The 23,834-nt window shown below is 66.5% G+C and carries 21 protein-coding genes; 15 read left to right on the top strand and 6 right to left on the bottom strand.

All coding sequences use genetic code 11. The features are described from left to right. Window positions 1–4: 4 nt before the first annotated feature. On the bottom strand, window positions 5–1,693 hold the full coding sequence (aspT, locus tag AC3FJ6_RS14790) for an aspartate-alanine antiporter (RefSeq protein WP_488772594.1): 1,689 nt from the start codon (window positions 1,691–1,693) through the stop codon (window positions 5–7). Window positions 1,694–1,756: 63 nt separating this feature from the next. Continuing rightward, complete coding sequence (locus AC3FJ6_RS14785) at window positions 1,757–3,376, bottom strand: bifunctional aspartate transaminase/aspartate 4-decarboxylase (protein WP_488772830.1); 1,620 nt, start codon at window positions 3,374–3,376, stop codon at window positions 1,757–1,759. A 281-nt stretch (window positions 3,377–3,657) separates the two neighbouring features. Here AC3FJ6_RS14785 and AC3FJ6_RS14780 point away from each other — a divergent pair, with 281 nt between their 5' ends. Together AC3FJ6_RS14780 and AC3FJ6_RS14775 are read left to right on the top strand one after the other, a co-directional pair. Continuing rightward, window positions 3,658–3,783 carry a hypothetical protein gene (locus AC3FJ6_RS14780; protein ID WP_488772593.1) on the top strand — a complete coding sequence of 42 codons (126 nt, stop codon included), beginning with the start codon at window positions 3,658–3,660 and terminating at the stop codon, window positions 3,781–3,783. 111 nt (window positions 3,784–3,894) lie between these two features. Beyond that, a complete protein-coding gene (locus AC3FJ6_RS14775; RefSeq protein WP_488772592.1) occupies window positions 3,895–4,128 on the top strand; it encodes a hypothetical protein in 234 nt (77 codons plus the stop codon). Between the two features lie 44 nt (window positions 4,129–4,172). Here the strand turns inward: AC3FJ6_RS14775 and AC3FJ6_RS14770 are convergent, their stop codons facing one another. After that, window positions 4,173–5,081 (bottom strand): ATP-dependent Clp protease proteolytic subunit, encoded by a 909-nt coding sequence (locus AC3FJ6_RS14770; protein WP_488772591.1) that lies wholly within the window; start codon window positions 5,079–5,081, stop codon window positions 4,173–4,175. 33 nt (window positions 5,082–5,114) lie between these two features. On the opposite strand from AC3FJ6_RS14770, the gene AC3FJ6_RS14765 reads away from it, so the two are divergent. Together AC3FJ6_RS14765 and AC3FJ6_RS14760 are read left to right on the top strand one after the other, a co-directional pair. Next, window positions 5,115–5,978: a hypothetical protein gene (locus AC3FJ6_RS14765; protein ID WP_488772589.1), complete on the top strand. Its 864-nt coding sequence runs from the start codon at window positions 5,115–5,117 to the stop codon at window positions 5,976–5,978. Window positions 5,979–6,133: 155 nt separating this feature from the next. After that, window positions 6,134–7,861 carry a cation:proton antiporter domain-containing protein gene (locus AC3FJ6_RS14760; RefSeq protein ID WP_488772588.1) on the top strand — a complete coding sequence of 576 codons (1,728 nt, stop codon included), beginning with the start codon at window positions 6,134–6,136 and terminating at the stop codon, window positions 7,859–7,861. A 19-nt stretch (window positions 7,862–7,880) separates the two neighbouring features. Here the strand turns inward: AC3FJ6_RS14760 and AC3FJ6_RS14755 are convergent, their stop codons facing one another. Continuing rightward, window positions 7,881–8,900: a hypothetical protein gene (locus AC3FJ6_RS14755; RefSeq protein WP_488772586.1), complete on the bottom strand. Its 1,020-nt coding sequence runs from the start codon at window positions 8,898–8,900 to the stop codon at window positions 7,881–7,883. A 94-nt stretch (window positions 8,901–8,994) separates the two neighbouring features. Beyond that, window positions 8,995–10,518, bottom strand: coding sequence for a MocR-like pyridoxine biosynthesis transcription factor PdxR (pdxR, locus tag AC3FJ6_RS14750; protein WP_488772585.1), 1,524 nt, complete (start codon window positions 10,516–10,518; stop codon window positions 8,995–8,997). A 140-nt stretch (window positions 10,519–10,658) separates the two neighbouring features. Here pdxR and AC3FJ6_RS14745 point away from each other — a divergent pair, with 140 nt between their 5' ends. From AC3FJ6_RS14745 to AC3FJ6_RS14705, 9 genes are all read left to right on the top strand, one after another. Beyond that, window positions 10,659–11,924, top strand: coding sequence for a 4-aminobutyrate--2-oxoglutarate transaminase (locus AC3FJ6_RS14745; RefSeq protein ID WP_488772583.1), 1,266 nt, complete (start codon window positions 10,659–10,661; stop codon window positions 11,922–11,924). A gap of 301 nt (window positions 11,925–12,225) precedes the next feature. Then, window positions 12,226–13,203, top strand: a complete 978-nt coding sequence (locus tag AC3FJ6_RS14740; RefSeq protein WP_488772582.1) for a Bug family tripartite tricarboxylate transporter substrate binding protein — start codon at window positions 12,226–12,228, stop codon at window positions 13,201–13,203. 71 nt (window positions 13,204–13,274) lie between these two features. After that, window positions 13,275–14,864, top strand: a complete 1,590-nt coding sequence (locus AC3FJ6_RS14735; RefSeq protein WP_488772581.1) for a gamma-glutamyltransferase family protein — start codon at window positions 13,275–13,277, stop codon at window positions 14,862–14,864. A 201-nt stretch (window positions 14,865–15,065) separates the two neighbouring features. Next, a complete protein-coding gene (gene tcuA / locus AC3FJ6_RS14730) occupies window positions 15,066–16,505 on the top strand; it encodes an FAD-dependent tricarballylate dehydrogenase TcuA (protein WP_488772580.1) in 1,440 nt (479 codons plus the stop codon). After that, window positions 16,492–17,664: a tricarballylate utilization 4Fe-4S protein TcuB gene (gene tcuB, locus AC3FJ6_RS14725; protein WP_488772579.1), complete on the top strand. Its 1,173-nt coding sequence runs from the start codon at window positions 16,492–16,494 to the stop codon at window positions 17,662–17,664. The genes tcuA and tcuB overlap by 14 nt, the downstream gene beginning before the upstream one ends. 47 nt (window positions 17,665–17,711) lie before the next feature. Then, window positions 17,712–18,500 (top strand): class II aldolase/adducin family protein, encoded by a 789-nt coding sequence (locus tag AC3FJ6_RS14720; RefSeq protein WP_488772578.1) that lies wholly within the window; start codon window positions 17,712–17,714, stop codon window positions 18,498–18,500. A gap of 236 nt (window positions 18,501–18,736) precedes the next feature. After that, a complete protein-coding gene (locus tag AC3FJ6_RS14715; RefSeq protein WP_488772577.1) occupies window positions 18,737–19,735 on the top strand; it encodes a Bug family tripartite tricarboxylate transporter substrate binding protein in 999 nt (332 codons plus the stop codon). Between the two features lie 8 nt (window positions 19,736–19,743). Further along, a complete protein-coding gene (locus tag AC3FJ6_RS14710; protein WP_488772576.1) occupies window positions 19,744–20,748 on the top strand; it encodes a D-2-hydroxyacid dehydrogenase in 1,005 nt (334 codons plus the stop codon). A gap of 159 nt (window positions 20,749–20,907) precedes the next feature. Continuing rightward, the gene (locus tag AC3FJ6_RS14705; RefSeq protein WP_488772575.1) at window positions 20,908–21,288 is read left to right on the top strand and encodes a response regulator; all 381 of its coding nucleotides are present in this window, start codon (window positions 20,908–20,910) and stop codon (window positions 21,286–21,288) included. Between the two features lie 23 nt (window positions 21,289–21,311). Here the strand turns inward: AC3FJ6_RS14705 and AC3FJ6_RS14700 are convergent, their stop codons facing one another. Then, on the bottom strand, window positions 21,312–21,953 hold the full coding sequence (locus tag AC3FJ6_RS14700; protein WP_488772574.1) for an HD domain-containing protein: 642 nt from the start codon (window positions 21,951–21,953) through the stop codon (window positions 21,312–21,314). A 176-nt stretch (window positions 21,954–22,129) separates the two neighbouring features. Here AC3FJ6_RS14700 and AC3FJ6_RS14695 point away from each other — a divergent pair, with 176 nt between their 5' ends. Beyond that, the gene (locus AC3FJ6_RS14695; protein ID WP_488772573.1) at window positions 22,130–23,116 is read left to right on the top strand and encodes a GlxA family transcriptional regulator; all 987 of its coding nucleotides are present in this window, start codon (window positions 22,130–22,132) and stop codon (window positions 23,114–23,116) included. Window positions 23,117–23,236: 120 nt separating this feature from the next. Further along, on the top strand, window positions 23,237–23,833 hold the full coding sequence (locus tag AC3FJ6_RS14690) for a PAAR domain-containing protein (RefSeq protein ID WP_488772572.1): 597 nt from the start codon (window positions 23,237–23,239) through the stop codon (window positions 23,831–23,833). Window position 23,834 lies beyond the last annotated feature (1 nt).

Raw genomic sequence — 23,834 nt, 5'->3', positions numbered from 1 at the left:
TTCATCAGGACAGGATCATGATGATCACCATCCCCCAGATGGTCAGCAGCGTGTTGCCTACCGCGTACGTCACGGTGTAGCCGAGGCCAGGCACCTGGCTCTTGGCCGCTTCGCACACCATCCCCAGCGCCGCCGTGGTGGTTCGCGCACCGGCGCAGATGCCCAGGATCAGGGCCGGGTGAAAGCGGAACACGAATTTTGCCAGGAACATGCCGATGATCAGCGGCACGGCGGTGGCAAAGATGCCCCATAGGAACAGGCTCACGCCGAGCTTCTGCAGCCCGGCGATAAAGCCCGGCCCGGCCGAGATGCCGACCACGGCGATAAAGACGTTCAGGCCGACCGAGTTCATGAACCAGAGCGTCGGCTCGGGAATGCGTCCGAACGTGGGATGGATGGCGCGGAACCAGCCGAAGATGATGCCGGCGATCAGCGAACCGCCCGCCGTGGAAATCGTCAATGGAATGCCGGCCACGTGGATCACGATGGCACCGATCAGCGCGCCGACCGTGATGGCCAGCGAGACGAAGGCGACGTCGGTGACGGTGGTGGGGCGATCCACATAGCCCAGCTGCTTGGCGGTGGCGTTGATGTCCTGCGTGCGGCCCACCAGCGTGATCACGTCCCCGCGATACAGCTGGGTCTTGGGCAGCACCGGAATCACGGTCTCGGTCGGGCCGCGCTTGATCTTCTTGAGGAACACCCCGCGCGCGCCGGGCCAGCGCGCCAGTTCCTGCAGCGGCTTGCCGTCGACTTCCTTGTTGGTGATGTAGATGTCGACGCCTTCAGTGTGGATGTTGAGCAGTTCCGCATCCTCCACCTCACGGCCGCTGGGGCCCAGCCGCGCAATCAGCTGGTCGCGCTTGCCGCCAATGGCCACCACGTCGCCCCCTTCGATCAGCGTGTGCTGGTCTACCTCGATGATCTTGCCGCCGCGCCGGATGCGTTCGATGAAGGCGCGCACACCGTCGCGCGTGCCGGCTTCGAGATCGCCCACGGACCGGCCGATGAACGGGCTGTCGGGGGCCACGGCGTAGGCGCGCACCTCGAACTCGTGCCATTCGGTGCCGGCGCCGCCGGCCGACCCGGCCCCCAGCATCTGCTCGTACTCCTTGCAGGCGGCCACCAGATCGATGCCCAGCAGCCTGGGCCCGATCTGGGCCAGGATGATGGCCGATCCCACGGTGCCGAAGATGTACGTGACCGCATAGGCAATCGGCATGCCGTCCAGCAGCATCTTGGTTTCTTCCGGCGGGCGCCCGAGCCGGTTGATGGCGTCGGTGGCAAGGCCCATCGACGCCGAGATGGTTTGCGATCCGGCGAACAGCCCCGCCGCCGAGCCCAGGTCGTACCCGGCGACCATGGCGGCCACCACGGATGCACCGAGCGACAGCACCGCCAGGATGGCCGCGAAGATCGCCTGCGGCACGCCATCCTTGGCGATGCCGCGCACGAATTGCGGACCCACCCCGTAGCCCACCGCGAACAGGAACATCAGGAAGAAGACCGATTTCACGTTCGCGGAGATCTTGACGCCGAGGATGCCGATGACGATGGCGACCAGCAGCGTCGATGTCACGGCCCCAAGGCTGAACCCCTTGAAGCTCTTGCCGCCCACCCAGTAGCCAATACCGAGCGCCAGGAAGATGGCGATCTCCGGATAGGCCTTGAGCGTATCAACGAACCACGTCATGGTGATGCCTCCTTGTCGGACCTCGGCGTTTGCGGCGAGACTGGATGGGCGTGGCGACCGCGCCTACCTCTTCTTCGAGCCGTTCTCCTTGCCGCCGCCGTTCTCGCGATAGCGCTCCAGATACTCATCGCGCAGCTTGCGCACCGAGCGGCCAATCTTGACGTAGTCCTCTTCGTTGAGGTTCGCCAGCGACACGCGGCCGGACGGATGCCGGGTGCCAAAGCCGCCGCCGGGCAGCAGCACCACGCCGGCCTCCTCGGCCAGCCTGAACAGCAGTTCGTGCGGCTGGATCGACTCGAGCAGCCACTTGACGAACTCGGGCCCCACCTCGCGGCTCATCTGTTCGACGTCGAGCAGGGTGTAGTAGTCCACGACGTTCTCGTCCACCTCGCCCAGCGGCGTACCCATGCCCCGGTACAGCGCGGCCTTGCGGCTCCGGATCAGTCGTTTCATGGCCTTCTTGTAGCTTTCGTCGGTGTCCATGAGCGAGAACAGCGAGAACAGCACCATCTGCACCTGCTGGGGTGTGGAGAGGCCCGCCGTGTGATTGAGCGCGACGGTGCGGCTGTCGGCCACGATGCGGTCGATGAACTGCAGCTTCTCGGGTTCGGTGGTGATGGACGCGTAGCGCTTGTTCAGGCCGGCGCGCTCGTCCTTGGGCAGGTCGGCCAGCTTTTCGTCGAACAGGTTCGACTTGTGCGTGGCAATCACGCCCAGACGCCATCCCGTGGCCCCGAAATACTTCGAGTACGAATAGACCAGGATGGTGTTGCGCGGGCACATGGCGAACAGCGACACGAAGTTGTCGGCGAACGTGCCATAGACATCGTCGGTCAGGATGATCAGGTCCGGACGCTCCTTGACGATCTCGGCGATGTATTGCAGGCTCTCGTCGCTGACCTTGACCGATGGCGGATTGCTGGGGTTGACGAGGAAGAATGCCTTGACCTTCGGGTCACGCAGCTTGTCGAGTTCCTTTTTCGGGTATTGCCAGCCATCGGCCGGATCGGCGTCGATCGACAATTCGGTCAGGTGGTATTCGGCCAGTTCCGGAATTTCGATATAGGGCGTGAAGATCGGCATGCCCAGCGCAATCGTGTCGCCGGCCTTGAGCAGGTGATTGACGCGCATCGAATTGAACAGATAGGTCATGGCGGCCGTTCCGCCTTCGACGGCATAAAGATCGAAATCCCCCAGGAACGGGTGCTTGCCGATCATTTCCCGGCGAATGTATTGCTTGACGATCTTTTCCGACAACCTGAGCATGCGGTCGGGCACCGGGTAGTTGCAGGCCAGGATGCCTTCGCACATCTCGTACAGGAAATCGCCGCCGTCCAGCCCGAGCTGGTCGCGTACATAGGACACGGCGCCGGCCAGGAAACGCACGCCCGGCACGTCGCGATGCTCGCGGGCAAAGAGGTCGAAGCGTTCCTCGATGCCGGCGCGGCGCGGAAAGCCGCCCACGCCTTCGGTCAGATACGAGAACGACCGCTCGGATTCGCGCATGGCGAACAGGCCCAGCTGCCAGAAGCCATGGCGCGGCACGGTAGCCAGGAAGTTGGGATTGCCGCGCCCGGCATTGAGCATGAGCCGGTTGGACACACTGCCGGCTAATTTGATCAGTTCGTCCTTCAGCTCGAATGGCGAAAGGCTGGCCAGCTTGGAGGTATCCCGCTTGCTCATCATGTATCTCCGGTTTTGATCCAATGTTGCAGCGCGAAAGCGGCCACTCGGGCACGCTCCATTTCGCGGGCTGCGTGACGAATGGGCACCCTGGTGAATCGGCAAAGTCAATTCCCGGTGCCACACACTATTCCCAGATACACAACGTAGTCTGCCCAGCGTTGGTGCTCAATTGGGCCAAAGGGCTACTGGAAGGGATTTACGCGGCATTTGAGGGTCCGGATTAGGCCAAGGTCCAATGGAAAAACGGGCGCCGGCTGCCAAATTCCTTGAATGACGGCATGCGGGCCGTGCTGTGGCCGCTGGAGCAACGCCAGGGCGATGTCAGGAAGATTCACGGGTTCGACGCGGCACGCCGGCTGGAACGGACCCGGCCCGAGGCGCTGCAGGCATTGCGCAAGCCGTGACCTGCTGCGCAACGATTTTTCATGTCCGATGAGGCAACTGTGATGGCCACTGTGATGCGTAATGGAAACTGTCAGGCGAAAGGGCGGGGCAGTCGCCATGCGAAGGCCTGCGTGCTGGCATGGCTGGCGCTGGTGGTGGCGTTGCCTGCCGCGCCAGCGTCGGCCACCGAGCAGGCCCAGCAACGGCGCCAGGGCCGCGACGTACGACAGGACACGCGTCAGGGGGCGCGCGAGACCAAGCAGGATTGCCGTGCGGCCGACCAGAAGAGCAATTCGGCATGCCGGCAGGACAAGCGGCAGACCAAGCAGGGGGGCCGGGAGACGGCGCGGGATATCAAGTACTAGGCGTCTCAGTGATTGGGGGGGCGGGAGCCGCCAGCCCCGGACCATCAGGCGCGCTTCAGCACATCGATCCGGTTCCGATAGGCGCGCTGCAGGCAGGCCTTGTCGCTGCAGCGGTTGCGCTCGTCGCGCAGCCACGTTCGCTGGTCGTCCCGGACGCGCGTCTTGTTGGCCGCGGCCGCAAGCTTGCGGCCATACAGGTCGGCCAGTTCCTTGTCAGCCCGCGCAAGATCGGTATCGCCGCATACCAGTTGGGATGCCATCGAGGTCAGCCGGCTGCAGTCGAAACTGCGCGTAAGGGCCGCGTGGGTGTCGTTCCGCTTTTCGATGGGGCCCGGCTTGCAGAGCCCTTGCAGCGACCGGCAGACGACATTGCGGCCAACCCAGGCCATCTCGTGCGCGCCGTGGTCTGCCACGAAGCGGTTGATGGCGGCATGGGTGACACCTCGCTGCATGGCGTTTGCCGCGACGATCTCGTTACACAGGGAGTCCGACAGCAGGGCGGCGCCCTGGCGCTTGTAGCAGCTGTGGAACCCCAGCATTCCGGAACCCAGGATGCTGCGGCGCTCTCCGGACGCAAAAACGATCGACGCACAGGCCGACGCACACCGGGCACCGTCCGGCACCGCGGTGTAGACGCGCACCTTGTCCATCGCGTCCACCAGCCGGAAGGCTGCCTCCACGTTGCCGCCGGGGCTGTCCAGGATCAGCGTGACCAGGCCTTCGTCGTCACGGTCGGCGATGCGGGCCACGGCCCGGAACTTGTCGGCGTCACCGTCCTCGATGCGACCCTGGCCAACGATCATCCGCCGGTTCAGTTCGGGCTGGTGGTAGATACGGAATTCCATGGCCGGGGCGTTGGCGGAAAACAGGCCGCCCAGCAGCAGCAATCCCCGCAAGGCGTGCAGGAATGGCGCAAGCCCGGCTGGTCCGGCATGACTCTCGGCAGATCGCATCGCGCGCCTCGCTTTTCTCGCAAATATGCAAAAATGTCACGGATCAACCGATACATCGTGTCGCCCGGGGCACACATCAGAGAAGTGGGCGTCTTCAAATTCTTTCGCAAGGCCAGACGCGCGCCGGCTGAAGCCAGGCCGGCGCCGATGGCCGCACCGCCTGCGCTGTATGTTCAGGATACAACCAGTTCCTACGAGCGCGTCTTCAATCGCGTGATGGAGAGCGTGGTCGGCATCTCCCATGCCGACGCCGCCGAGATTCTTGCCATCGTCAAGCGCAGCGGGTCAGACGGCCTGAACATGGCCGGCTATTTCGAGCAGGTCTATTCGGGGTATTTCAGGGGCCGGGACTGGACCTGGACCGAGTACGACGACTGGGCGGCCATTTTCGCCGAGATGGGCGCGTTCCCATCGCACTGGACCGACATCGACCAGCCGCAGAAGCCGAAGACCCGCACCGAGGAACTGCTTGGCCAGCGTCTGCCGGATATCCGGGCGTTCCTCGATGCCCAGGGCGTCGCGTACTCGCCGCGCACCGGCAAGGTGCAACTGGTTGCGCTCGCCGAGCACACGGCTGGTCTCGAAGACTCCGCGCTGTGGCAGGCGGTGCTGGCAAGGCGCCGCCACGATGCGGCACTGGCGGCCGAGCGCCGGCCCCGGCTGCTCTATGACCTGCTGATGCGAACGATCGCCTACCGGGCCAAAAGCGAGCGCGATGTGGAACGCGCCAAGGCTGCGGGCGTCAAACGGTTCGACCTGATGCTTGCGATCGAGGCCGACCGGCCGTTCGTGGAGGTGGCGCGCAAGAGGAGCCCCTCGGCGGTGCCGCCTTTCTATCCCAACGACTTCACGTTGTTGCGGCCGATCATCGAGAACCCCGAATCCGGCGCCCGGTAGCCGGGGCACATCGATGCCACGGCCGGGCGGCAGACTCGCCGTGCCGCGCGGGCCGGGTCATGCCTGTCAGGAAAACGTTCGCGATGCGATGCCAGCATGGCAGTTACAATTCGTGAACGCCCCTTTGCCGCTTGACCTCCCGGACGCCCCTGCCCATGGATCACAACCTGACCCTCATCACCACGCTCGCCGCAGGCTTTGGTATCGCGCTTGTGCTCGGATTCCTCGCGGAGCGCATGAAGATACCGGCGCTGGTTGGCTATCTCGTGTCGGGCATCATCATTGGTCCGGGCACGCCCGGCTTTGTCGCGGATGTCCACCTGGCCGCCCAGCTTTCCGAGATCGGCGTGATGCTGCTGATGTTCGGCGTGGGCCTGCATTTTTCGTTGAGCGACCTGCTGGCCGTCAAGCGGATCGCCATACCCGGCGCCGTGGTACAGATGGGGATTGCCACGCTGCTGGGCATGGCCATCGGATGGGGCTGGGGCTGGCATTGGGGCACCGGGCTGATCTTCGGGCTGTCGCTGTCGTGCGCCAGTACGGTGGTCCTGCTCAAGGCGCTGGAAAGCCGGGGGGTGCTGGAAACCATGAATGGCCGCATCGCGGTCGGCTGGCTGGTGGTCGAGGATCTGGCAACGGTGCTGGTGCTGGTGTTGCTGCCGCCGCTGGCGGGGCTGCTGGGCGGGACGGTGAACGCCGACGCGCAGGCCTCGCAGGCGATCGGCATGACGGTGTTCCAGACGCTGCTGCAAGTGGTGGCCTTTATCGCGCTGATGCTGATCGCGGGGCGTCGGGTGTTGCCATGGCTGCTGTGGCAGGTGGCCAAGACCGGCTCGCGCGAGCTGTTCACGCTGGCGGTGGTGGCCGTGGCGATCGGCATCGCGTTCGGTGCGGCCGAGATCTTCAGCGTGTCGTTCGCGCTTGGCGCATTCTTTGCCGGCATGGTGATGCGCGAATCGCAGTTCAGTCACCGCGCGGCCGAAGAATCGCTGCCGCTGCGCGATGCGTTCTCGGTGCTGTTCTTCGTTTCGGTCGGCATGCTGTTCAAGCCCGAGATCCTGGTGGAGCAGCCGCTGCACGTGCTGGCCGTGGTGGCCGTCATCGTGGTGGGCAAGTCGCTGGCCGCGTTCGCGCTGGTGCTGGCGTTCCGCTACCCGCTCAATACGGCGCTGACGGTGTCGGCCAGCCTGGCCCAGATTGGCGAATTCTCGTTCATCCTGGCGGGGCTTGGTGTGACGCTCGGCCTGCTGCCGGAAGAAGGCATGAGCCTGATCCTGGCAGGCGCGCTGATCTCCATCGCCCTGAATCCGCTGCTGTTTGCGGCGCTGGAGCCCGTGCGGCGCTGGATTCTGGCGCGTTCGGCGATGGCCCGCAACCTGGAGCAGCGTGGCGACCCGTATGCCGAACTGCCGGTCACGACCGAACGCAAGTATCTGCAGGGCCAGGTGGTGCTGGTGGGCTACGGCCGCGTGGGTCGCCGGATTGCCAAGGCGATGCAGGAGCGCGGCATCCCGTTCGTGATCGCCGACGAAAACCGCGAGCTGGTGGAGAACCTGCGCAAGGCCGGTTTTGCGGCGGTGTCGGGCAATGCGGCCGAGCCGGCCGTGCTGATCCAGGCGCATATCGCCCATGCAGCCATGCTGGTGGTAGCCGTGCCGGAACCGTTGTACGTGCGGCAGATGGTGGAGACCGCCCGCACGCTCAATCCGCATGTCGAGGTGGTGCTGCGCACCCACAGCGAGGACGAGTCGAAGCTGCTGCGCAAGGAAGGGCTGGGCACCGTGTTCTACGGCGAGGAAGAACTGGCCAAGGGCATGTCCGGCCATGTGCTCGGGCGTTTCGTGCCCGAGAGCGTGAATGGTGCCAGCGCCGTGGCCCTGTAGCAGGCAGGCGGCCACGCCCTTAGAGGTAGCGTTCCGCCTCGTCGAGCAGGGCGCGGGGCGACACCATGTCGCCACGTGCGAACCTGACCAGCGTGAACGCGCGCACCAGCGGCGGATCGCCCGGCACGTGGGCGGTCAGCAGGTCGAGGTCACCGGCCGGCGTCGTGCTGTCCGGCGCCAGCAGCACATTCGTCGCGCTCAGGCGCAGCGGCCGATGCGCGATGGAAAACCGGGCTGGCGCGTCGGCAAGCGTTTCGTTCAGGCATTCGAGCTGCCGCTCCAGCGTGCCCGGTGTCGCGCTCAGCTGGGAGAGTGCCTGTTCGTTGCTGGCGATCTGTTCGCGCAGCGACGCGGCCTCGGCGGCGCTGACCGGCGCATCGCCGCCCACCACCGACCGCATGCCTGTGCCCTGGCGCTCGAACAGATGCAGGCGCGCCAGCAGCAAGGTCTGCTCGCGATCGAGTTCGTCGCGCCGCGACTTGCCCGCGGTGAACCGGGCCACTGACTCCAGAGCCAACTGGTCGAACATCCGGCGCACGATCTCGTCGCGCAAGGCCGCGTCCGAATCGGCGATGATCGTGATCCGGTGCTCGTTGAAGCTGATGTTGGTCTGCGGCACGTCGGATCGCATCACATCGCCTTCCAGCGCCACCCCCAGAGTGCGTCGCTCGGTCATGGTCATGCCAAGCACTGCGGTGGCCGTCTGCGTAGTCGGGGATGTGCCGAAAAATTCCCGCAGTTCGGGCGAGCGGCTGAACGTCAGCGCCACATCGTGCGGCGTGCCGAAGAAGGCGTGGATATAGGGATCGATGCCCCATGCATGGTCGCTGGCTTCGCGCGGTGCGGGAACGTCGTGCACCAGCGTGCGCACGTGCGTCAGCGCCTGGGCCAGGGCCGGCCGCAACTGCCGCTCATAGTGCGATACCAGCCGCAGGCGGGGATTGAGCCGGGTGACACGCTCCGCGAGTTCGGCAATCGCGTGCTTGTCGTGTTCGTCCGCGTGCGTGGTTCGCTCGCGCATCCATCCGATCAGACCCATCGTTCCGCTCCCGGCCAGTGTCCGCGTCCAGAGGGCGGAGAGCATCCGCCACGGTCGCTGCTACTGGATTGTAGGCAATAGCCCGGCTGGCGACTTACTGGCTGGCTTGCGTCCCCGTCACCCGGTGCGGGGCCGGCAGGCAGCCCAGCAGCACGTCGAACGCCGGGCCGATATGTTCCTCTGGCACGCAGGCGTAGCCAAGCAGCAGGCCCTTCTGGACCGCCTGCCCCAGGTAGTAGCGCGACAGCGGACGGACGATGATGCCGCGCTCGCGCGCCGTGGCGGCGATGGCCACGTCGTCGGCGTCGTCGGGCAGCCGCAGGACCAGGTGCAGCCCCGCGTTGCTGCCCTGGCGGTTCAGCGCGGCGGGGCCCAGGTAACGCTCGATCAGGTCGGCCAGCATCGCACGGCGCCGGGCGTAGAGCGGGCGCATGCGGCGGATGTGGGCGGCATAGTCGCCAGCCTGCATGAACTCCGCCACCGTGGCCTGCGTCATGAGGTGGCCGGCGCGGTACAGGTCGGCGTGCGCCGTCTGGAACGATGCGGCCAGCGCGCGTGGCAATACCAGGTAGCCCATGCGCAGCCCCGGATACAACGTCTTGCTGAAGGTGCCGATGTAGATCACTGGGGCATCTGGCTCCATCCCCTGCAGTGACGGGATGGGCTGCCCCGAGAAGCGGAATTCGCTGTCGTAGTCGTCCTCGACGATCCAGCTGCCGTGCTGGCGCGCGAACTCCAGCAGCGCGCGACGGCGCTTCAGGCTCATGACCGCGCCCATCGGGTACTGGTGGGACGGTGTCACGAAGACAAAGCGGGGCGGGGGCGCGTCGGCCGTCGTATCGGGGTCGGGCAGCGTCAGCCCGTCGTCGTCCACGGGCATTGGCACCATGCCGATGTCGCACACCTGCAGCACGCTGCGAATGCCCCAGTAGCCGGGTTCTTCCACCCAGGCCTGGTCGCCTGGCGACCCCAGCAGGCGCACCACGAGATCGATGGCCTGGTGGATGCCCTCGGTAATCAGCACCTGTCCGGCGTCGCAGCGCACCGAGCGCGCCACGCGCAGATGCGTTGCCACGGCTTCGCGCAAGGCCGGCAATCCCCCGCCGTGGCTGTAGCTGAGCCATTCCGGCTGGGGATTGCGCCACAGCCGTGCGGAAATCTGCGCATAGCGCCGGTGCGGAAACCTGCGCAGATCCGGCACGCCGGGCATGAACGCCCCCCACTGCGTGGGCGATGCGGAGGCATTTTCGATCAGCCGCCGGCCCCGGGCGGAGAGCCCCGGCATTTCGCGCGGTCCCGCTTCGGCCACTGTGGCGGCCGTGGCGTTCAGGTAGCTCTCGGGCGCCGTATCGGCCACAAACGTGCCGCTGCCCGTGCGGGCCCGCAAATAGCCCTCGGCCAGCAGCTGCTCGTACGCATACATCACCGTGTTGCGCGACAGGCCCAGCTCTGCCGCCAGGTCGCGCTGCGGGGGCAACCGGGTGGCCGGCGCCAGGCTGCCATCAAGGATGGCGCCGCGGATGCACGCATACAGGCCCCGGTTCAGGGGCTTGCCAAAGGCCGCCAGGCCATCGGGCCCCAGCCGCTGGAGCAGCAGGTCACCGCAGATCGATTTCAATTGGCACCATTGAATTTATGAAAGTGGCGCTGGATTGTAGGGCCAAATGTGATTGAAATGTGCGGAATCGCTGCGCAGTGCTGGACGGACATCCGGCGCGGCCGCTGCCGGCGCCGACCTGCCCCCTTCGCATTCCGACCATGAAAAACATCGAACTGAATCAACGCCGCAGCCTTGCCACGCCCCGCGGCGTGGGCGTGATGTGCGACTTCTATGCAGAGCGCGCCGAGAACGCGACGCTGTGGGACGTCGAAGGCCGCGCCTATACGGACTTCGCCGCCGGCATTGCCGTGCTGAACACGGGGCACCGGCATCCGCGCGTGATGCAGGCCGTGGCCGCCCAGCTGGAGCGTTTCACCCATACCGCATACCAGGTCGTGCCGTATCAGAGCTACGTGTCGCTGGCCGAGCGCATCAACGCGCTGGTGCCGATCACGGGCCTCAACAAGACCGCGCTGTTCACGACCGGCGCGGAAGCGGTGGAAAACGCGATCAAGATCGCGCGTGCCCATACGGGCCGCCCGGGCGTCATCGCATTCGCCGGCGGCTTCCACGGCCGCACGCTGCTGGGCATGGCGCTGACTGGCAAGGTGGTGCCGTACAAGGTGGGCTTCGGACCGTTCCCCTCGGACATCTATCACGCGCCGTTTCCCGGCGCGCTGAACGGCGTGAGCACGGAACAGGCGCTGCAGGCGCTGGACATGCTGTTCAAGACCGATATCGATCCGCAACGCGTGGCCGCCATCATCGTGGAGCCGGTGCAGGGCGAAGGCGGCTTCCAGCCGGCGCCTGCCGATTTCATGCGAGGCCTGCGCGCCGTCTGCGATCGCCACGGCATCGTGATGATCGCCGACGAGGTGCAGACCGGCTTTGGGCGTACCGGCAAGCTGTTTGCCATGTCGCACCACGACGTGCAACCGGATTTGATCACGATGGCCAAGAGCCTGGCCGGCGGCATGCCGCTGTCGGCCGTGTGTGGCCGCGCGCAGATCATGGACGCGCCGCTGCCTGGCGGGCTCGGTGGCACGTATGCAGGCAATCCGCTGGCCGTGGCCGCCGCCCACGCCGTGATCGACACCATCGCCGACGAGCAGCTGTGCGAGCGCGCCGCGCAACTGGGCGCGCAACTGCAGGTCCATCTCGAAGCCTTGCGTGCGCAGTGCCCGGCGATGGCCGAGGTGCGCGGCCTGGGTTCGATGATCGCTGCCGAGTTCGTCGATCCGGCCACCGGCGCGCCCAGCGCGGAGCATGCGAAGCGCGTGCAGACGCGTGCGATGGAAGCGGGCCTGATCCTGCTGACCTGCGGCACCTACGGCAACGTCATCCGCTTCCTGTATCCGCTGACGATTCCGCAGGCGCAGTTCGACGCGGCGCTGGCCGTGCTGGCCAGGGCGCTGGTCGACTGAAGCCACTGGCGCAGGCCACCGGGCGTGGGCCTGCGGCAAGACGCGGCAAGCACCATCCAGAGCGAGCGCCGGGCACACCAATAGTGCCTTGGCACCAGGGAGACAACACCAGCCTGCGGGCGCACCGGCAAGGCTGACCAAACCGGTGCGCCAGATACGCAAACTTCATCGATCTGAAGGGGGCGGACGGGGCTCGTGCCGACGACGCGGCGATGCCAGTGGCACGCAAATTGCGGACGGAATGGTGGCATCCGGCGTGTTCGCGCGGATGACCATCGTTCGATTCAATGAGGGTACAGACATGCGTTTCTCTTCTTTCCGAGCACTACTTTCCATCGGCCTGATCGCCGCGTCGTCGCTGGCGCAGGCGCAAGGCGGGCGCGACTGGCCCACGCAGCCGGTGCGCATCGTGGTGCCGTTCCAGGCCGGCTCGGCCACCGACCTGATCACGCGGCAACTGGGCGCCGGCCTGGCCAGGGAGTACGGCCAGAGCTTCGTGGTGGAAAACCGGCCGGGCGCGGCGGCCATGATCGGCAGCGAAGTCGCGGCGCGTGCGTCGGGCGACGGCTATACGCTGCTGATGTCGGGGCCGGCGTCGATGGTGACCAACCGCTTCCTGTACAAGAAGCTGAGCTACGACCCGGACGCGTTCGAGAAGGTTGCCGTGGTGGCGATCACCCCGAACATCCTGCTGTCGAATCCGTCGCTGCCGTTCAAGACGCTGCCCGAGATGGTGGCCTATGCGAAGGCCAACCCGGGCAAGCTCTCGTATGCATCGTTCGGTACCGGCACGACGTCGCATATCGCCGGTGAAATGCTCAAGGCCGTTGCCGGCATCGACATCGTCCACGTGCCGTACAAGGGCGCGGGCGAGGCGATTCCGGCGCTGTTGTCGGGCCAGGTGTCGATGTACTTCGACACCATCATGACCGGCCTGCCCTACGTGAAGGCGGGCAAGCTGCGCGCGCTGGGCATGTCCACGGCAAAGCGTTCGCCGCAGGCGCCCGAAATCCCGACCATTGCCGAGCAGGGCTACGCAGGCTTCGATATCGCGCCGTGGTATGGCATCGTGGCACCCAAGGGCACGCCGGCCGATGTGGTGGTCAAGCTCAACACGTCGATCAACAAGCTGCTGGCCACGCCCGACTTCCGCGAAAAGCTGGCCGCGACCGGCGCCGAGCCGCGTGGCGGCAGTGTCAACGACTTCACGGCGATGATCAACGCGGAGATCCCGCGCACGGAGAAGCTCGTGAAGCAGTCCGGCGTCGCCCTGCAGTAACGCTGCCGCAGCAACCCTCGTGGCGCCGCCTGCCGGCGCGCCATGTCCTGACTTTCTTACCTGTTCCGCCCATGTTGCCTTTCGATTGGTCTTTCCCGTATCCGTCCCAGAAGATGCCGCTGCTGGCCGCCAACGCCGTCAGCACCAGCCAGCCGCTGGCCGCGCAGGCTGGCTTACGCATGCTCTACGAAGGTGGCAACGCCATCGACAGCGTGATTGCCACGGCCATTGCGCTGACCGTGGTGGAGCCTGTCATGAACGGCATCGGCGGCGACATGTTCACGCTGGTCTGGCATGAAGGGCAGCTCTATGGTCTGAATTCCAGCGGCCGCGCGCCGGCGGCCTGGACGCCCGATTACTTCGCCGGACGCGACCGCATGCCGTCGGTCGGCTGGGACACGGTGACGGTGCCGGGCCAGGTGGCGGGCTGGAAGGCGCTGTCGGCGCGCTTCGGCAAGCTGCCGTTCGCGCGGCTGTTCGTGCCGGCCATCGAATACGCGGAGCAGGGCTTCATGGTGTCGCCACAAATCGCGCGCCAATGGGCCGCGCAGGTGCCGGTGCTGCGCGATCAGCCCGGCTTTGCCAAGGCCTTCATGCCCAACGGCCGGGCGCCGCAGGCCGGCGAGCGGTGGCGTTTTCCGGAGCAGGCCGCCACGTTGCGCAAGATCGGCGAGAGCGACGGCGAGAGCTTCTATCGGGGCGAACTGGCCGAGCGCATCGTGGCGTTTGCCCAGGAAACGGGCGGCGCGCTGCGTGCCGGGGATCTGGCTGCGCATCAGCCGGCCTGGGTCGAGCCGATGAAGCAGGACTTCCGTGGCTACACGCTGCACGAGATTCCACCGAACGGCCAGGGCATTGCCGCGCTGATCGGCCTGGGCATTCTGGATCGCTTCGACCTGGAAGGCATGGGCGTGGACAGCGCCGATTTCTACCACGTCGGCATCGAAGCCATGAAGCTGGCCTTTGCCGACCTGCACCGGCATGTGTCGGACCCGGCGACGATGCAGCATGCGCCGGCGGCGTTCCTGGACCCGGCATACCTGGCCGAACGCGCCGCGCTGATCGACCTGAAGCGCGCGGGCACGCCGTCGGCGGGCATGCCGAAGATCGGCGGCACCGTGTACCTGACGGCGGCCGACGCGGCGGGGTCGATGGTGTCGTTCATCCAGTCGAACTATCGCGGGTTCGGCTCGGGCGTCGTGGTACCGGGCACGGGCATTTCTCTGCACAACCGTGGCGAAGGCTTCAACCTGAAGCCGGGCCACGCCAATTGCGTGGCACCCGGCAAACAGCCGATGCACACGATCATCCCGGGCTTTGTCACCCGCAACGGGGCGCCGGTGATGTCGTTCGGCGTGATGGGCGGGTCGATGCAGGCGCAGGGCCACGTTCAGATGATGGCCCGGCTGGCCGCGTTCGGGCAGAACCCCCAGGCGATGAGCGACGCGCCGCGCTTCCGGGTGGAGCACGGGCCGGTCGTGAACGTCGAACACCACCTGCCGGCCGATGTGGTGGCCGTGCTGCGCGAGCGCGGCCACCGGGTGGAGGTGGCGCCGCGCGACAGCCTGGAATTCGGCTCCGCCCAGCTGATCTACAAGGCGGAACATGGCTATATCGCCGCATCGGACTCGCGGCGCGACGGGCAGGCCGTGGGATTCTGACGGGCGGGCGATGACCGGGGAGGGGGCCCGGCATCGCAGCGGGGGTATCGCGGGACACCCATCACGAATCGTGATACCCCCATGCCGCGCAAGGGCTTAGCAGCGTTTCGCCCTGCGGATAGAGTCGCGGAACAGACTCACGAAGGCATAGATCGCCGTGTCCATCCCCACTCACAATCCCCGCAGGCAGGGCGTCCGCGCATGATCGACGTCCTGGTAATCGGGGGCGGCAATGCCGCCCTCTGCGCCGCACTGATGGCCCGCGAGGCCGGCGCCAGCGTCATGCTGCTGGAAGCCGCGCCACGCGAATGGCGCGGCGGCAATTCGTCCCACACCCGCAACCTGCGCTGCATGCACGACGCGCCGCAGGACGTGCTGGTCGACGCCTATCCCGAAGAGGAATACTGGCAGGACCTGCTCAAGGTCACTGGCGGCCTGACTGACGAGACGCTGGCCCGGCTGGCCATCCGTGCGTCGTCGACCTGCCGCGACTGGATGCGCAGCCACGGCGTGCACTTCCAGCCGCCGCTGTCGGGCGCCCTGCACGTCGCGCGCACCAACGCGTTCTTCATGGGCGGCGGCAAGGCGCTGGTCAATGCGTACTACCGCAGCGCCGAACGGCTGGGCGTGCAGATCCGCTACAACGCGCCGGTCGATGCGATCGAACTCGACGGCAGCCGCTTCGTGGCCGCGCGTATCGGCAGCGAACGGATCGAGGCCCGCGCCTGCGTGCTGGCGGCCGGCGGCTTCGAATCGAACCGCGAATGGCTGCGCGAGGCCTGGGGCCAGAACGAGCGCGGCGAATGGCCAGCGGACAACTTCCTGATTCGCGGCACCCGCTTCAATATGGGCGTGCTGCTCAAGCACATGATCGCCCAGGGCGCCGACGCCATCGGCGATCCGTCGCAGTCGCACTGCGTGGCCATCGACGCCCGCGCGCCGCTTTATGACGGCGGCATCTGCACGCGGATCGACTGCGTGTCGCTGGGCGTGGTGCTGAATGCCAATGCCGAGCGCTTCTATGACGAGGGCGAGGACTTCTGGCCCAAGCGTTACGCGATCTGGGGCCGCCTGGTGGCGCAGCAGCCGCAGCAGATCGGCTACTCGATCATCGACGCCAAGGCCGTGGGGCGCTTCATGCCGCCGGTGTTCCCGGGCGTGAAGGCCGATACGCTGCCCGAACTGGCGCGCAAGCTGGGGCTGGACGAAGCCACCTTCATGCGCACCATCAACGACTACAACGCCGCTTGCCGCGTAGGCAAGTTCGACCATACGAAGCTGGACGATTGCCACACCGAAGGCGTGACCCCGGCCAAGACGCACTGGGCCCGGCCCATCGACACCGCGCCGTTCTTCGGCTACGCGCTGCGTCCCGGCATCACCTTCACCTATCTGGGGCTCAAGGTGAACCAGGAAGCGGCCGTGCATTTTGGCGGCAAGCCCAGCCAGAACCTGTTCGTGGCGGGCGAGATGATGGCCGGCAACGTCCTGGGCAAGGGCTACACGGCCGGCGTGGGCATGGCCATCGGCACGGCATTCGGCCGTATCGCCGGCACCCAGGCCGCCAGGGCGGCGCACACGGCCCGCCACGCAGGCGCGGCAATTCAGGCATCACGGGAAGAGGAACATGCAACATCTTGAAGCGCTGACGCGCGAGGCGGCGGCGCTGGCCAACGGTGCGCTGCCCCTGACCGGCGACGAGGCCGAAGTGGCCCGTACCCTGCAGATCTGCAATGCCTGCCGCTACTGCGAAGGGTTCTGCGCGGTCTTCCCTGCCATGACGCGCCGGCTGGAATTCCCCAAGGCGGATATCCACTACCTGGCCAACCTGTGCCACAACTGCGGCGCCTGCTATCACGCGTGCCAGTACGCGCCACCGCATGAGTTTGCCGTCAACATTCCGCAGGCGATGGCCAAGGTTCGCGTGCAGACCTATGGCGACTACGCGTTTCCTGCCGCGCTGGGCGGCCTGTACCGGCGCGCAGGCGTGACGATGGCGCTGGCACTGGCCGGCGGCCTGGCGCTGTTCCTGCTGATGGTGCTGGCGATGCGCGGCACGCTCTGGCATGAACCGCTGGCCGGCAACTTCTACGCGATCTTCCCGCACAACCTGCTGGCGGCCATGTTCGGCGTGGTGTTCCTGTTTGCCTGCGGGGCGCTGGGTATCGGCGTGACGCGGTTCTGGCGCAAGGTCACGCCGGGCACGCGCAGCGGCGACGAGCGTGGGGCCGCCGCGGGCGGCGCGGTACACGATGCGCTGAAGCTGAAGTACCTGGATGGCGGGCACGGGCAGGGCTGCAACAATGACGACGACGCCTTCACGCTGCTGCGCCGCCGTTTCCATCACTTCACGTTCTACGGCTTCATGCTCTGCTTTGCAGCGACTGCCGTGGCCACGCTGTACCACTATCTGCTGGACCTGCACGCGCCGTATCCGGTCACAAGCCTGCCGGTGCTGCTGGGCATCGCGGGCGGCATCGGCCTGCTGATCGGGCCGGCCGGCCTGCTGTGGCTGAACCTGAAGCGCGACGTGCGCACGATGGATACGAAGCAGAAGCCAATGGACCGTGGCTTCATCGCGCTGCTGTTCCTGACCAGCGCAAGCGGTCTGGCGCTGCTGGCGTTCCGCGACACCGGTGCCATGGCCGCGTTGCTGGCCGTCCACCTGGGCATTGTGATGGCGTTGTTCCTGACCTTGCCGTATGGCAAGTTCGCGCACGGCATCTTCCGCAGCGCGGCGCTGCTCAAGTTCCATATCGAAAAACGCCGGCCCAGCGATCTCGCGCTGGGTTCGGACTGAACCGCACCCACTGCATACAGATGCCAAATCCACCAAGGAGACACGTCATGACGAAACCCGGTGTGCTGAGCATCCCGTCGATGCGAGGCCAGTGCAGCGAGGCCGAATGGCAGGCACGCGTGGACCTGGCCGCCTGCTACCGGCTGGTTGAGCTGTATGGCATGGCCGACATGATGGCCAACCATATCTCGGTGCGCGTGCCGGACGAGGAGGACGCCTTCCTGATCAACCCGTACGGCATGATGTACGAGGAGATCACGGCGTCATGCCTGATCAAGGTGGACCACGCCGGCAAGATCCTGTCGACGCCCGACTTCGGCCCGCTGAACTATGGCGTGAACAAGGCCGGCTACGTGATCCACAGCGCCGTCCACCACGCACGCCCCGAGGTGGCTTGCGTGATCCACACGCATAGCTGGGCATCGATGGCCGTGTCGTCGCTGGCATGCGGGCTGCTGCCGATCACCCAGACCGCCATGCGCTTCCTGAAGATCGGCTACCACGACTACCAGGGCGTGGTGCTGGACACCGCCGAGCAGGCGTCCCTGATTGCGGACCTGGGCCGTGGCGAGGCGCTGATCCTGCGCAACCACGGCGCGCTGACCGTGGGCAATTCGGTAGGCGAGGCCTTCAACTGGATGCACCGGCTGGAACTGGCCTGCCGCTCGCAGGTGGCGGCCATGTCGTGCAATACGCCGCTGCAGCAGGTATCGCCCGAGGTGCTGGAGGAGACCTGGAACAACTATCAGCCCGGCACGCGCCGTCCCTACGGCCTGATGGAATGGCCGGCGCTGCTGCGCAAGCTCGACAGGCTGGACCCGGGCTTCCGGGACTGACGGGCGGGCGGGCGGGCGGGCGGACGGGCGGGCGGACGGGCGGACGGCATCGACCCTTCGCTTTAGCCGGGCGCGTTGCGTGCGCTGGCGATGATGTCGCGCGCCCGCGATGCCACGCTGCCCACCGCATGGTGGCGGTGGACCCGGCCCGGCGATAAGACTTCGGATAACGACACCGAAGCATCGAAGACACACAACGACAACGATAACGACAACGACTGGAACGGAGACATCGCATGCACCCCACAACGCCCGGGAATATCCGCTGGAACAATGCCGCCGTCAGGCTGCTGGGCTGCGCCCTGACAGTCGGCCTGGTGCTGGCCGCCCCGGCCCGCGCCGACGACTATCCCACCAGGCCGGTGCGCGTGGTGGTGGCCTTCACGGCGGGCGGCACTACCGACATGCTGGCACGCAGCGTCAGCCAGCAGCTGGCCCAACGCTTCAAGCAATCGTTCGTGGTGGACAACCGGCCGGGCGCCGGCGGCAACATCGGCACCGAATTCGTGGTGCGGTCGCCCGCCGACGGCTACACGATGCTGGTCAACTCGGTCGGGCCGATCTCGATCAACCAGTCGCTGTACAAGAAGCTCAACTACGATCCGCTGACCGATCTGGTGCCGGTTGTGCAGATCGCGGACGTGCCCAATGTGCTGGTGGTGCATCCGTCGCTGCCGGTGAAGTCGTTCGAGGAATTCGTGGCGTACGCCAAGGCGAACCCGGGCAAGCTGAACTACAGCTCCACGGGCGTAGGCACGTCGTCGCACCTGTCGGGCTTCATGCTGACCGAGCGGATCGGCACGCAGGCCACGCATATTCCGTACAAGGGCGCCGACGCGCTGAACGACCTGCTGTCGGGGCGCGTGCAGTTCATGTTCGCAACCATTCCTTCGGTGATGCCCCATATCCAGGCCGGCAAGCTGCGCGCACTGGCGGTGTCGAGCGCCAAACGGTCGCGCTCGCTGCCCGACCTGCCCACGGTTGCTGAAAAGGGCTTCCCGGGCTTCGAAGCGGGTTCCTGGTTCGGCTTCTTCGCGCCCAAGGGCACGCCGCAGGACGTGATTGCCAAGGTCAACCAGGCCGTCAACGAGGCGCTGCCGTCGCTGCAGGCGCAGATGGTCCGTGAAGGCGCAGATCCGGTGGGCGGGTCGCCGAAGCAGTTCGGCGACTTTACCCGCAAGGAATACGTCAAGTGGAAGGCCGTGGTGAAAGCCTCCGGCGCCACGGTGGATTGAGCCGCGCCATGTCAGCCAAGACCCTGCGTATCCTGCTGTCCGCTGCTGCCTTGCAGTCCCACCGCGCGGCCATCGACAAGACCATGGTGGTGGCCGGGGTGCCCTGGCAGGTGGTGGTCGTGCCCGAGGTGGACGAACCGCGCGCGGTGGATGCCGACGTGGCCTTTGTGTCGCGCGATGTGACCGGGCTATCGACCAAGCACGAGATCCTGCCCGCCACGCAGCGGTTCTATACGGCGATGCTTGACGCACCGTCGCTGCGCTGGACCCATACGCATTCGGCGGGCGCGGATCGCGCGATCTTTGGGCAGTTGCGCCAGCGCGGCGTGACGGTCACCACGTCGTCGGGTGCCAATGCGGGCGTAGTGGCCCAGACGGCGCTGGCCGGCCTGCTGGCGCTGGCGCGCCATCTGCCGCAACTGATCGACGCGCAACGGGCGTCGCGCTGGGCGCCGCTGATCGGCAGCGGGCTGCCGCGGGACCTGCAGGGCCAGCGCGCCACCATCGTTGGGTGGGGCCCGATCGGGCAGCAGATCGGCGCGGTGCTGCGCGGGCTGGGCCTGGCGGTGACGGTGGTCAGACAGCGTGCCGCGGCGATGGAGGCCGGATTCCAGACGGTCACGTTCGAGCAGTTCGACGCGGTCCTGCCGGATACCGACTGGCTGATCCTGGCTTGTCCGTTGACCGATCGCACGCGCGGGCTGGTCGATCGCGCCGCCTTGCAGCGGTTGCCGGCCGGGGCGCGGCTGGTGAACGTGGCGCGCGGTGAGGTGGTCGACGAACTGGCACTGATCGATGCCTTGCGTGCCGAAAGACTGGGCGGCGCGTACCTGGACGTGTTCGCGCATGAGCCACTGGCGGCGTCATCGCCGATCTGGTCGCTGCCCAACGTCATTGCAACGCCGCACAGCGCGGGCTTTTCGGATGGCAATGCCGCGCGCGTGGGCGATATCTTCCTGGATAATCTGCGACGGTGGTCGTCGGGAGAGACCCTGATAAACCGGGTGGAGTGATCAATTTCAGACGCTTCTGCATGGTATTGCGGAAATTTCAGCAACCTGCGCGGCGGCAAACGCGTTGACAATAGGTCATCGTATTTTCGACCCGCCACGACCGTGCCCAATACCGCGACTCCCGCACCGACTGCCGCACGCCCGGCAACCCGTCAGACGTTGCCACGCATCGTCGTCGCCGAAGACAACCCCGTATGCCAACTGGTGCTTGTCGAGCAGTTGCGAGCCATTGGCGGATGCGAGGTCGTGGCCTGCGAGGACGGCCATGATGCCTGGGCTGCGCTGCAGCGCGGCGCGGACTTGCTGCTAACCGATGTCGGCCTGCCGGGCATGAGTGGCCTGGGACTGGCGCGGGCGATTCGTCAGGCCGAGCGGATGGGCGACCGTCGCCTGCCGATCATCGCGGTGACCGCGACGGCAGATAGCACGACGCGCCGCAAGTGCCGTGCCGCAGGCATCGACTTGGTGCTGGCCAAGCCCGTCAGCCGCGAGATGTTGAGGTACCTGCTCGGCCGCTATGTCAGCCGCCAGTCTGCCTGACCGGCACACGCCGCAGGCAGGCATCAGCCCTTCCAGGCCGACGCGCGGATGACGCTGCAAAAGTTGCCGCGATGAAAATGCGGGTCCTTGTCGGCCAGCACATCGGCCTTGACGTTGCCAAACGTGGTGTCGGGCTTGTACCGGATACCGTCGTAGAACGCCTGGATGATGTCTTCCTTGAAGCGAGCGGTGCGCGGATGGACATGCACCACGGCTTCGCGATCGGCCTCGGCAAACGTGTCGTACCCGATGCCCAGCACGTCCATCTCGACGCCGGCCGTCACCAGCGCGATCTCCGGCGCCATGAACTCGGGGATGCCAGGCGTGGTGTGCAGCGCGATGGCGGTCCACACCTTTTCCACCTCACGTTCACCAATGCCACGGCTGCGCAGAAAATCGGCGGCCGCGTTGGCACCATCGACTTCGAAACGCTTGTCGGCGCTGCCGTGGGCATGGGTCAGGCCCATGTCGTGGAACATCGCGCCGGCATAGAGCAGTTCGGGGTCGTATGCGAGTCCCCGGTGGCGGCCAGCCAGCGCGGCCCAGTAGTAGACGCGGCTGGAGTGGTGGAAAAGCAGCGGCGACTCGGTGTCGCGCACCAGTTCGGTGATGTCCCGCGCCAGCTGGCTGTCGGGAATGGCGATGTCGGCGGCGGTGAAACGCATGGCGGCTCCTGTTCGTTTGGGTTGCCTCCAGTCTAGGGTTCGCAGTAGCATGTCTTCAATCGTCGTGATACGACGAATAGAGACATGCCCGGACAATCCGGACAATCCGGACAATCCGGACGATCCGTACAATCCGCACAATCCGCCCCGCCGTGCCTGAAAGGCACCATTTCGCCATGCCCGCTACCCGTGCCATCTGCCTGCTGGCCGTCGAAGGCGTCCAGTTGCTGGACGTATCCGGCCCGCTCGACGTTTTCGCCGAAGCCAATGTCCAGACAGGCGTCACGGTCTACCAGATGGTGGTGGTGGCGTTGCGGCGCGGGCCGCTGACGGCGTCGTCGGGGGCCAGGCTGCTGCCGGACATCGCGATCGAGGACGACACGGCGAGCGGTTCGCCGTCGCGATTTCACACGCTGCTGGTGGCCGGTGCACCGCATGCCGGCCACGCGCCGGCCGAGCCCCAGGTGCTTGACTGGATCCGCCGCACGGCGCCCTTGGCGCGGCGCTACGGTTCCGTCTGCAGCGGCGCCTTCCTGCTGGCCGAGGCCGGACTGCTCGATGGCCGCCGCGCCACCACGCACTGGTCTGTCGCCGATGCGCTGGCGGCGCGCTATCCAAAGGTGACCGTCGATGCCGATGCGATTCACGTGCGTGATGGCAAGGTGCGCACGGCGGCGGGCGTGACCGCCGGCATGGACCTTGCGTTGGCGCTCGTTGAGGAGGACCTTGGCCGGGATATCGCCTTGAAGGTGGCCAGCCAGCTCGTGATGTTTTTCAAGCGGCCAGGCGGGCAGGGTCAGTTCAGCCGCCGCGAAGCGCCCGCCGCGGCAAACCGCGCGGCGTTGCAGGAACTGCAACGCTGGGTAGCCGCCCACCCGGCGGCGGCCCACGACGTGCCAAGCCTGGCCGCGCGGATCGGCGTCAGCGCGCGGCACCTGTCGCGCCTGTTCCAGGAGGAGGTTGGCGTCACCCCGGCACACTGGGTCGAGGCCGCGCGCGTGACCGCCGCCCGGCAACTGCTCGAAGAAGGCAATATCGCCCCCAAACAGGCCGCTGCCGAGTGCGGTTTTTCCAGCGTCGACACCCTGCGCCGCGCATTCCTGCGGGTGGTCGGCGTGACCCCGGCGGAGTATCGCAAGCGGTTTGTGTCGGCGGAGGATTGATCCTTTTCCTATCGGCGCCGTTGCTTCTTCGGCATTGACGTTCGTAGTTCAAGGATTCGACGATTTACCGGCATATCCCGTGCTGAACAGAATGGCCGCTCACTTCCATGAGGGGCCAGCATGCCAGATATCCGATACGCACTGAAGAACGGCGACAAGACAACTACCGGCGGGATGCTCTGTGCATCGGGGGCCGGGATGATGACGCATCACGGCCAGCCGGTGGGGGTCGAAGGCGACATCGCGACATGTCCGGCTTGCAAGGGCACGGGCAAGGTCTTCAACGATTGCCGACCAAATTTCGACCTGATGGGGCGGCAACTGCTTGTCAGCGGCGCGCGCGTCTATTGCGGCTGCGCAAAGCCACCGCTTGTCATTCCATCGCAGTCGGATTTCACGCTTGAGGTCAGTGCGGGCAGGGCACCGGCGGCTGGCGTCGCCGAGTCTGCGGTGGCTGCCGCGGCCGTTGCCGAGAACGCCGGGAGTGGATCGAGTCCCCCGGCAGCCGCCCATGACGAGCAGATCCGCTGCATCGACGAGGATGGCGCGCCCATGCCCGGCGTGCCGTACTTCATATCCGACCAGCAAGGCAATTCCTGGCAAGGCGTCACCGACGAGGCCGGCTTTTGCCCCAGGATCGCGACAGACGGCCCGCAGACACTGTCCGTCTTTTTTGGCCCGCTGGCGCTAGAGCACTGGAAGCGGGAGCGGCGTTGAC

This window comes from Cupriavidus sp. 94F1, assembly GCF_057798875.1.
This window is presented reverse-complemented; position numbering and strand designations above follow the sequence as displayed.

Excerpts from the sequence above, each read along its gene's own strand:
- AC3FJ6_RS14720 (WP_488772578.1), top strand. The coding sequence starts at position 17,712 with ATGACGAAACCCGGTGTGCTGAGCATCCCGTCGATGCGAGGCCAGTGC.
- AC3FJ6_RS14700 (WP_488772574.1), bottom strand. The coding sequence starts at position 21,953 with ATGCGTTTCACCGCCGCCGACATCGCCATTCCCGACAGCCAGCTGGCG.
- aspT (WP_488772594.1), bottom strand. The coding sequence starts at position 1,693 with ATGACGTGGTTCGTTGATACGCTCAAGGCCTATCCGGAGATCGCCATC.
- AC3FJ6_RS14735 (WP_488772581.1), top strand. The coding sequence starts at position 13,275 with ATGTTGCCTTTCGATTGGTCTTTCCCGTATCCGTCCCAGAAGATGCCG.
- AC3FJ6_RS14770 (WP_488772591.1), bottom strand. The coding sequence starts at position 5,081 with ATGCGATCTGCCGAGAGTCATGCCGGACCAGCCGGGCTTGCGCCATTC.
- AC3FJ6_RS14740 (WP_488772582.1), top strand. The coding sequence starts at position 12,226 with ATGCGTTTCTCTTCTTTCCGAGCACTACTTTCCATCGGCCTGATCGCC.
- AC3FJ6_RS14755 (WP_488772586.1), bottom strand. The coding sequence starts at position 8,900 with ATGGGTCTGATCGGATGGATGCGCGAGCGAACCACGCACGCGGACGAA.
- AC3FJ6_RS14715 (WP_488772577.1), top strand. The coding sequence starts at position 18,737 with ATGCACCCCACAACGCCCGGGAATATCCGCTGGAACAATGCCGCCGTC.
- tcuB (WP_488772579.1), top strand. The coding sequence starts at position 16,492 with ATGCAACATCTTGAAGCGCTGACGCGCGAGGCGGCGGCGCTGGCCAAC.
- AC3FJ6_RS14760 (WP_488772588.1), top strand. The coding sequence starts at position 6,134 with ATGGATCACAACCTGACCCTCATCACCACGCTCGCCGCAGGCTTTGGT.
- AC3FJ6_RS14780 (WP_488772593.1), top strand. The coding sequence starts at position 3,658 with ATGCGGGCCGTGCTGTGGCCGCTGGAGCAACGCCAGGGCGATGTCAGG.
- AC3FJ6_RS14695 (WP_488772573.1), top strand. The coding sequence starts at position 22,130 with ATGCCCGCTACCCGTGCCATCTGCCTGCTGGCCGTCGAAGGCGTCCAG.
- AC3FJ6_RS14785 (WP_488772830.1), bottom strand. The coding sequence starts at position 3,376 with ATGAGCAAGCGGGATACCTCCAAGCTGGCCAGCCTTTCGCCATTCGAG.
- AC3FJ6_RS14765 (WP_488772589.1), top strand. The coding sequence starts at position 5,115 with ATGTCACGGATCAACCGATACATCGTGTCGCCCGGGGCACACATCAGA.
- AC3FJ6_RS14710 (WP_488772576.1), top strand. The coding sequence starts at position 19,744 with ATGTCAGCCAAGACCCTGCGTATCCTGCTGTCCGCTGCTGCCTTGCAG.
- tcuA (WP_488772580.1), top strand. The coding sequence starts at position 15,066 with ATGATCGACGTCCTGGTAATCGGGGGCGGCAATGCCGCCCTCTGCGCC.
- AC3FJ6_RS14690 (WP_488772572.1), top strand. The coding sequence starts at position 23,237 with ATGCCAGATATCCGATACGCACTGAAGAACGGCGACAAGACAACTACC.
- AC3FJ6_RS14745 (WP_488772583.1), top strand. The coding sequence starts at position 10,659 with ATGAAAAACATCGAACTGAATCAACGCCGCAGCCTTGCCACGCCCCGC.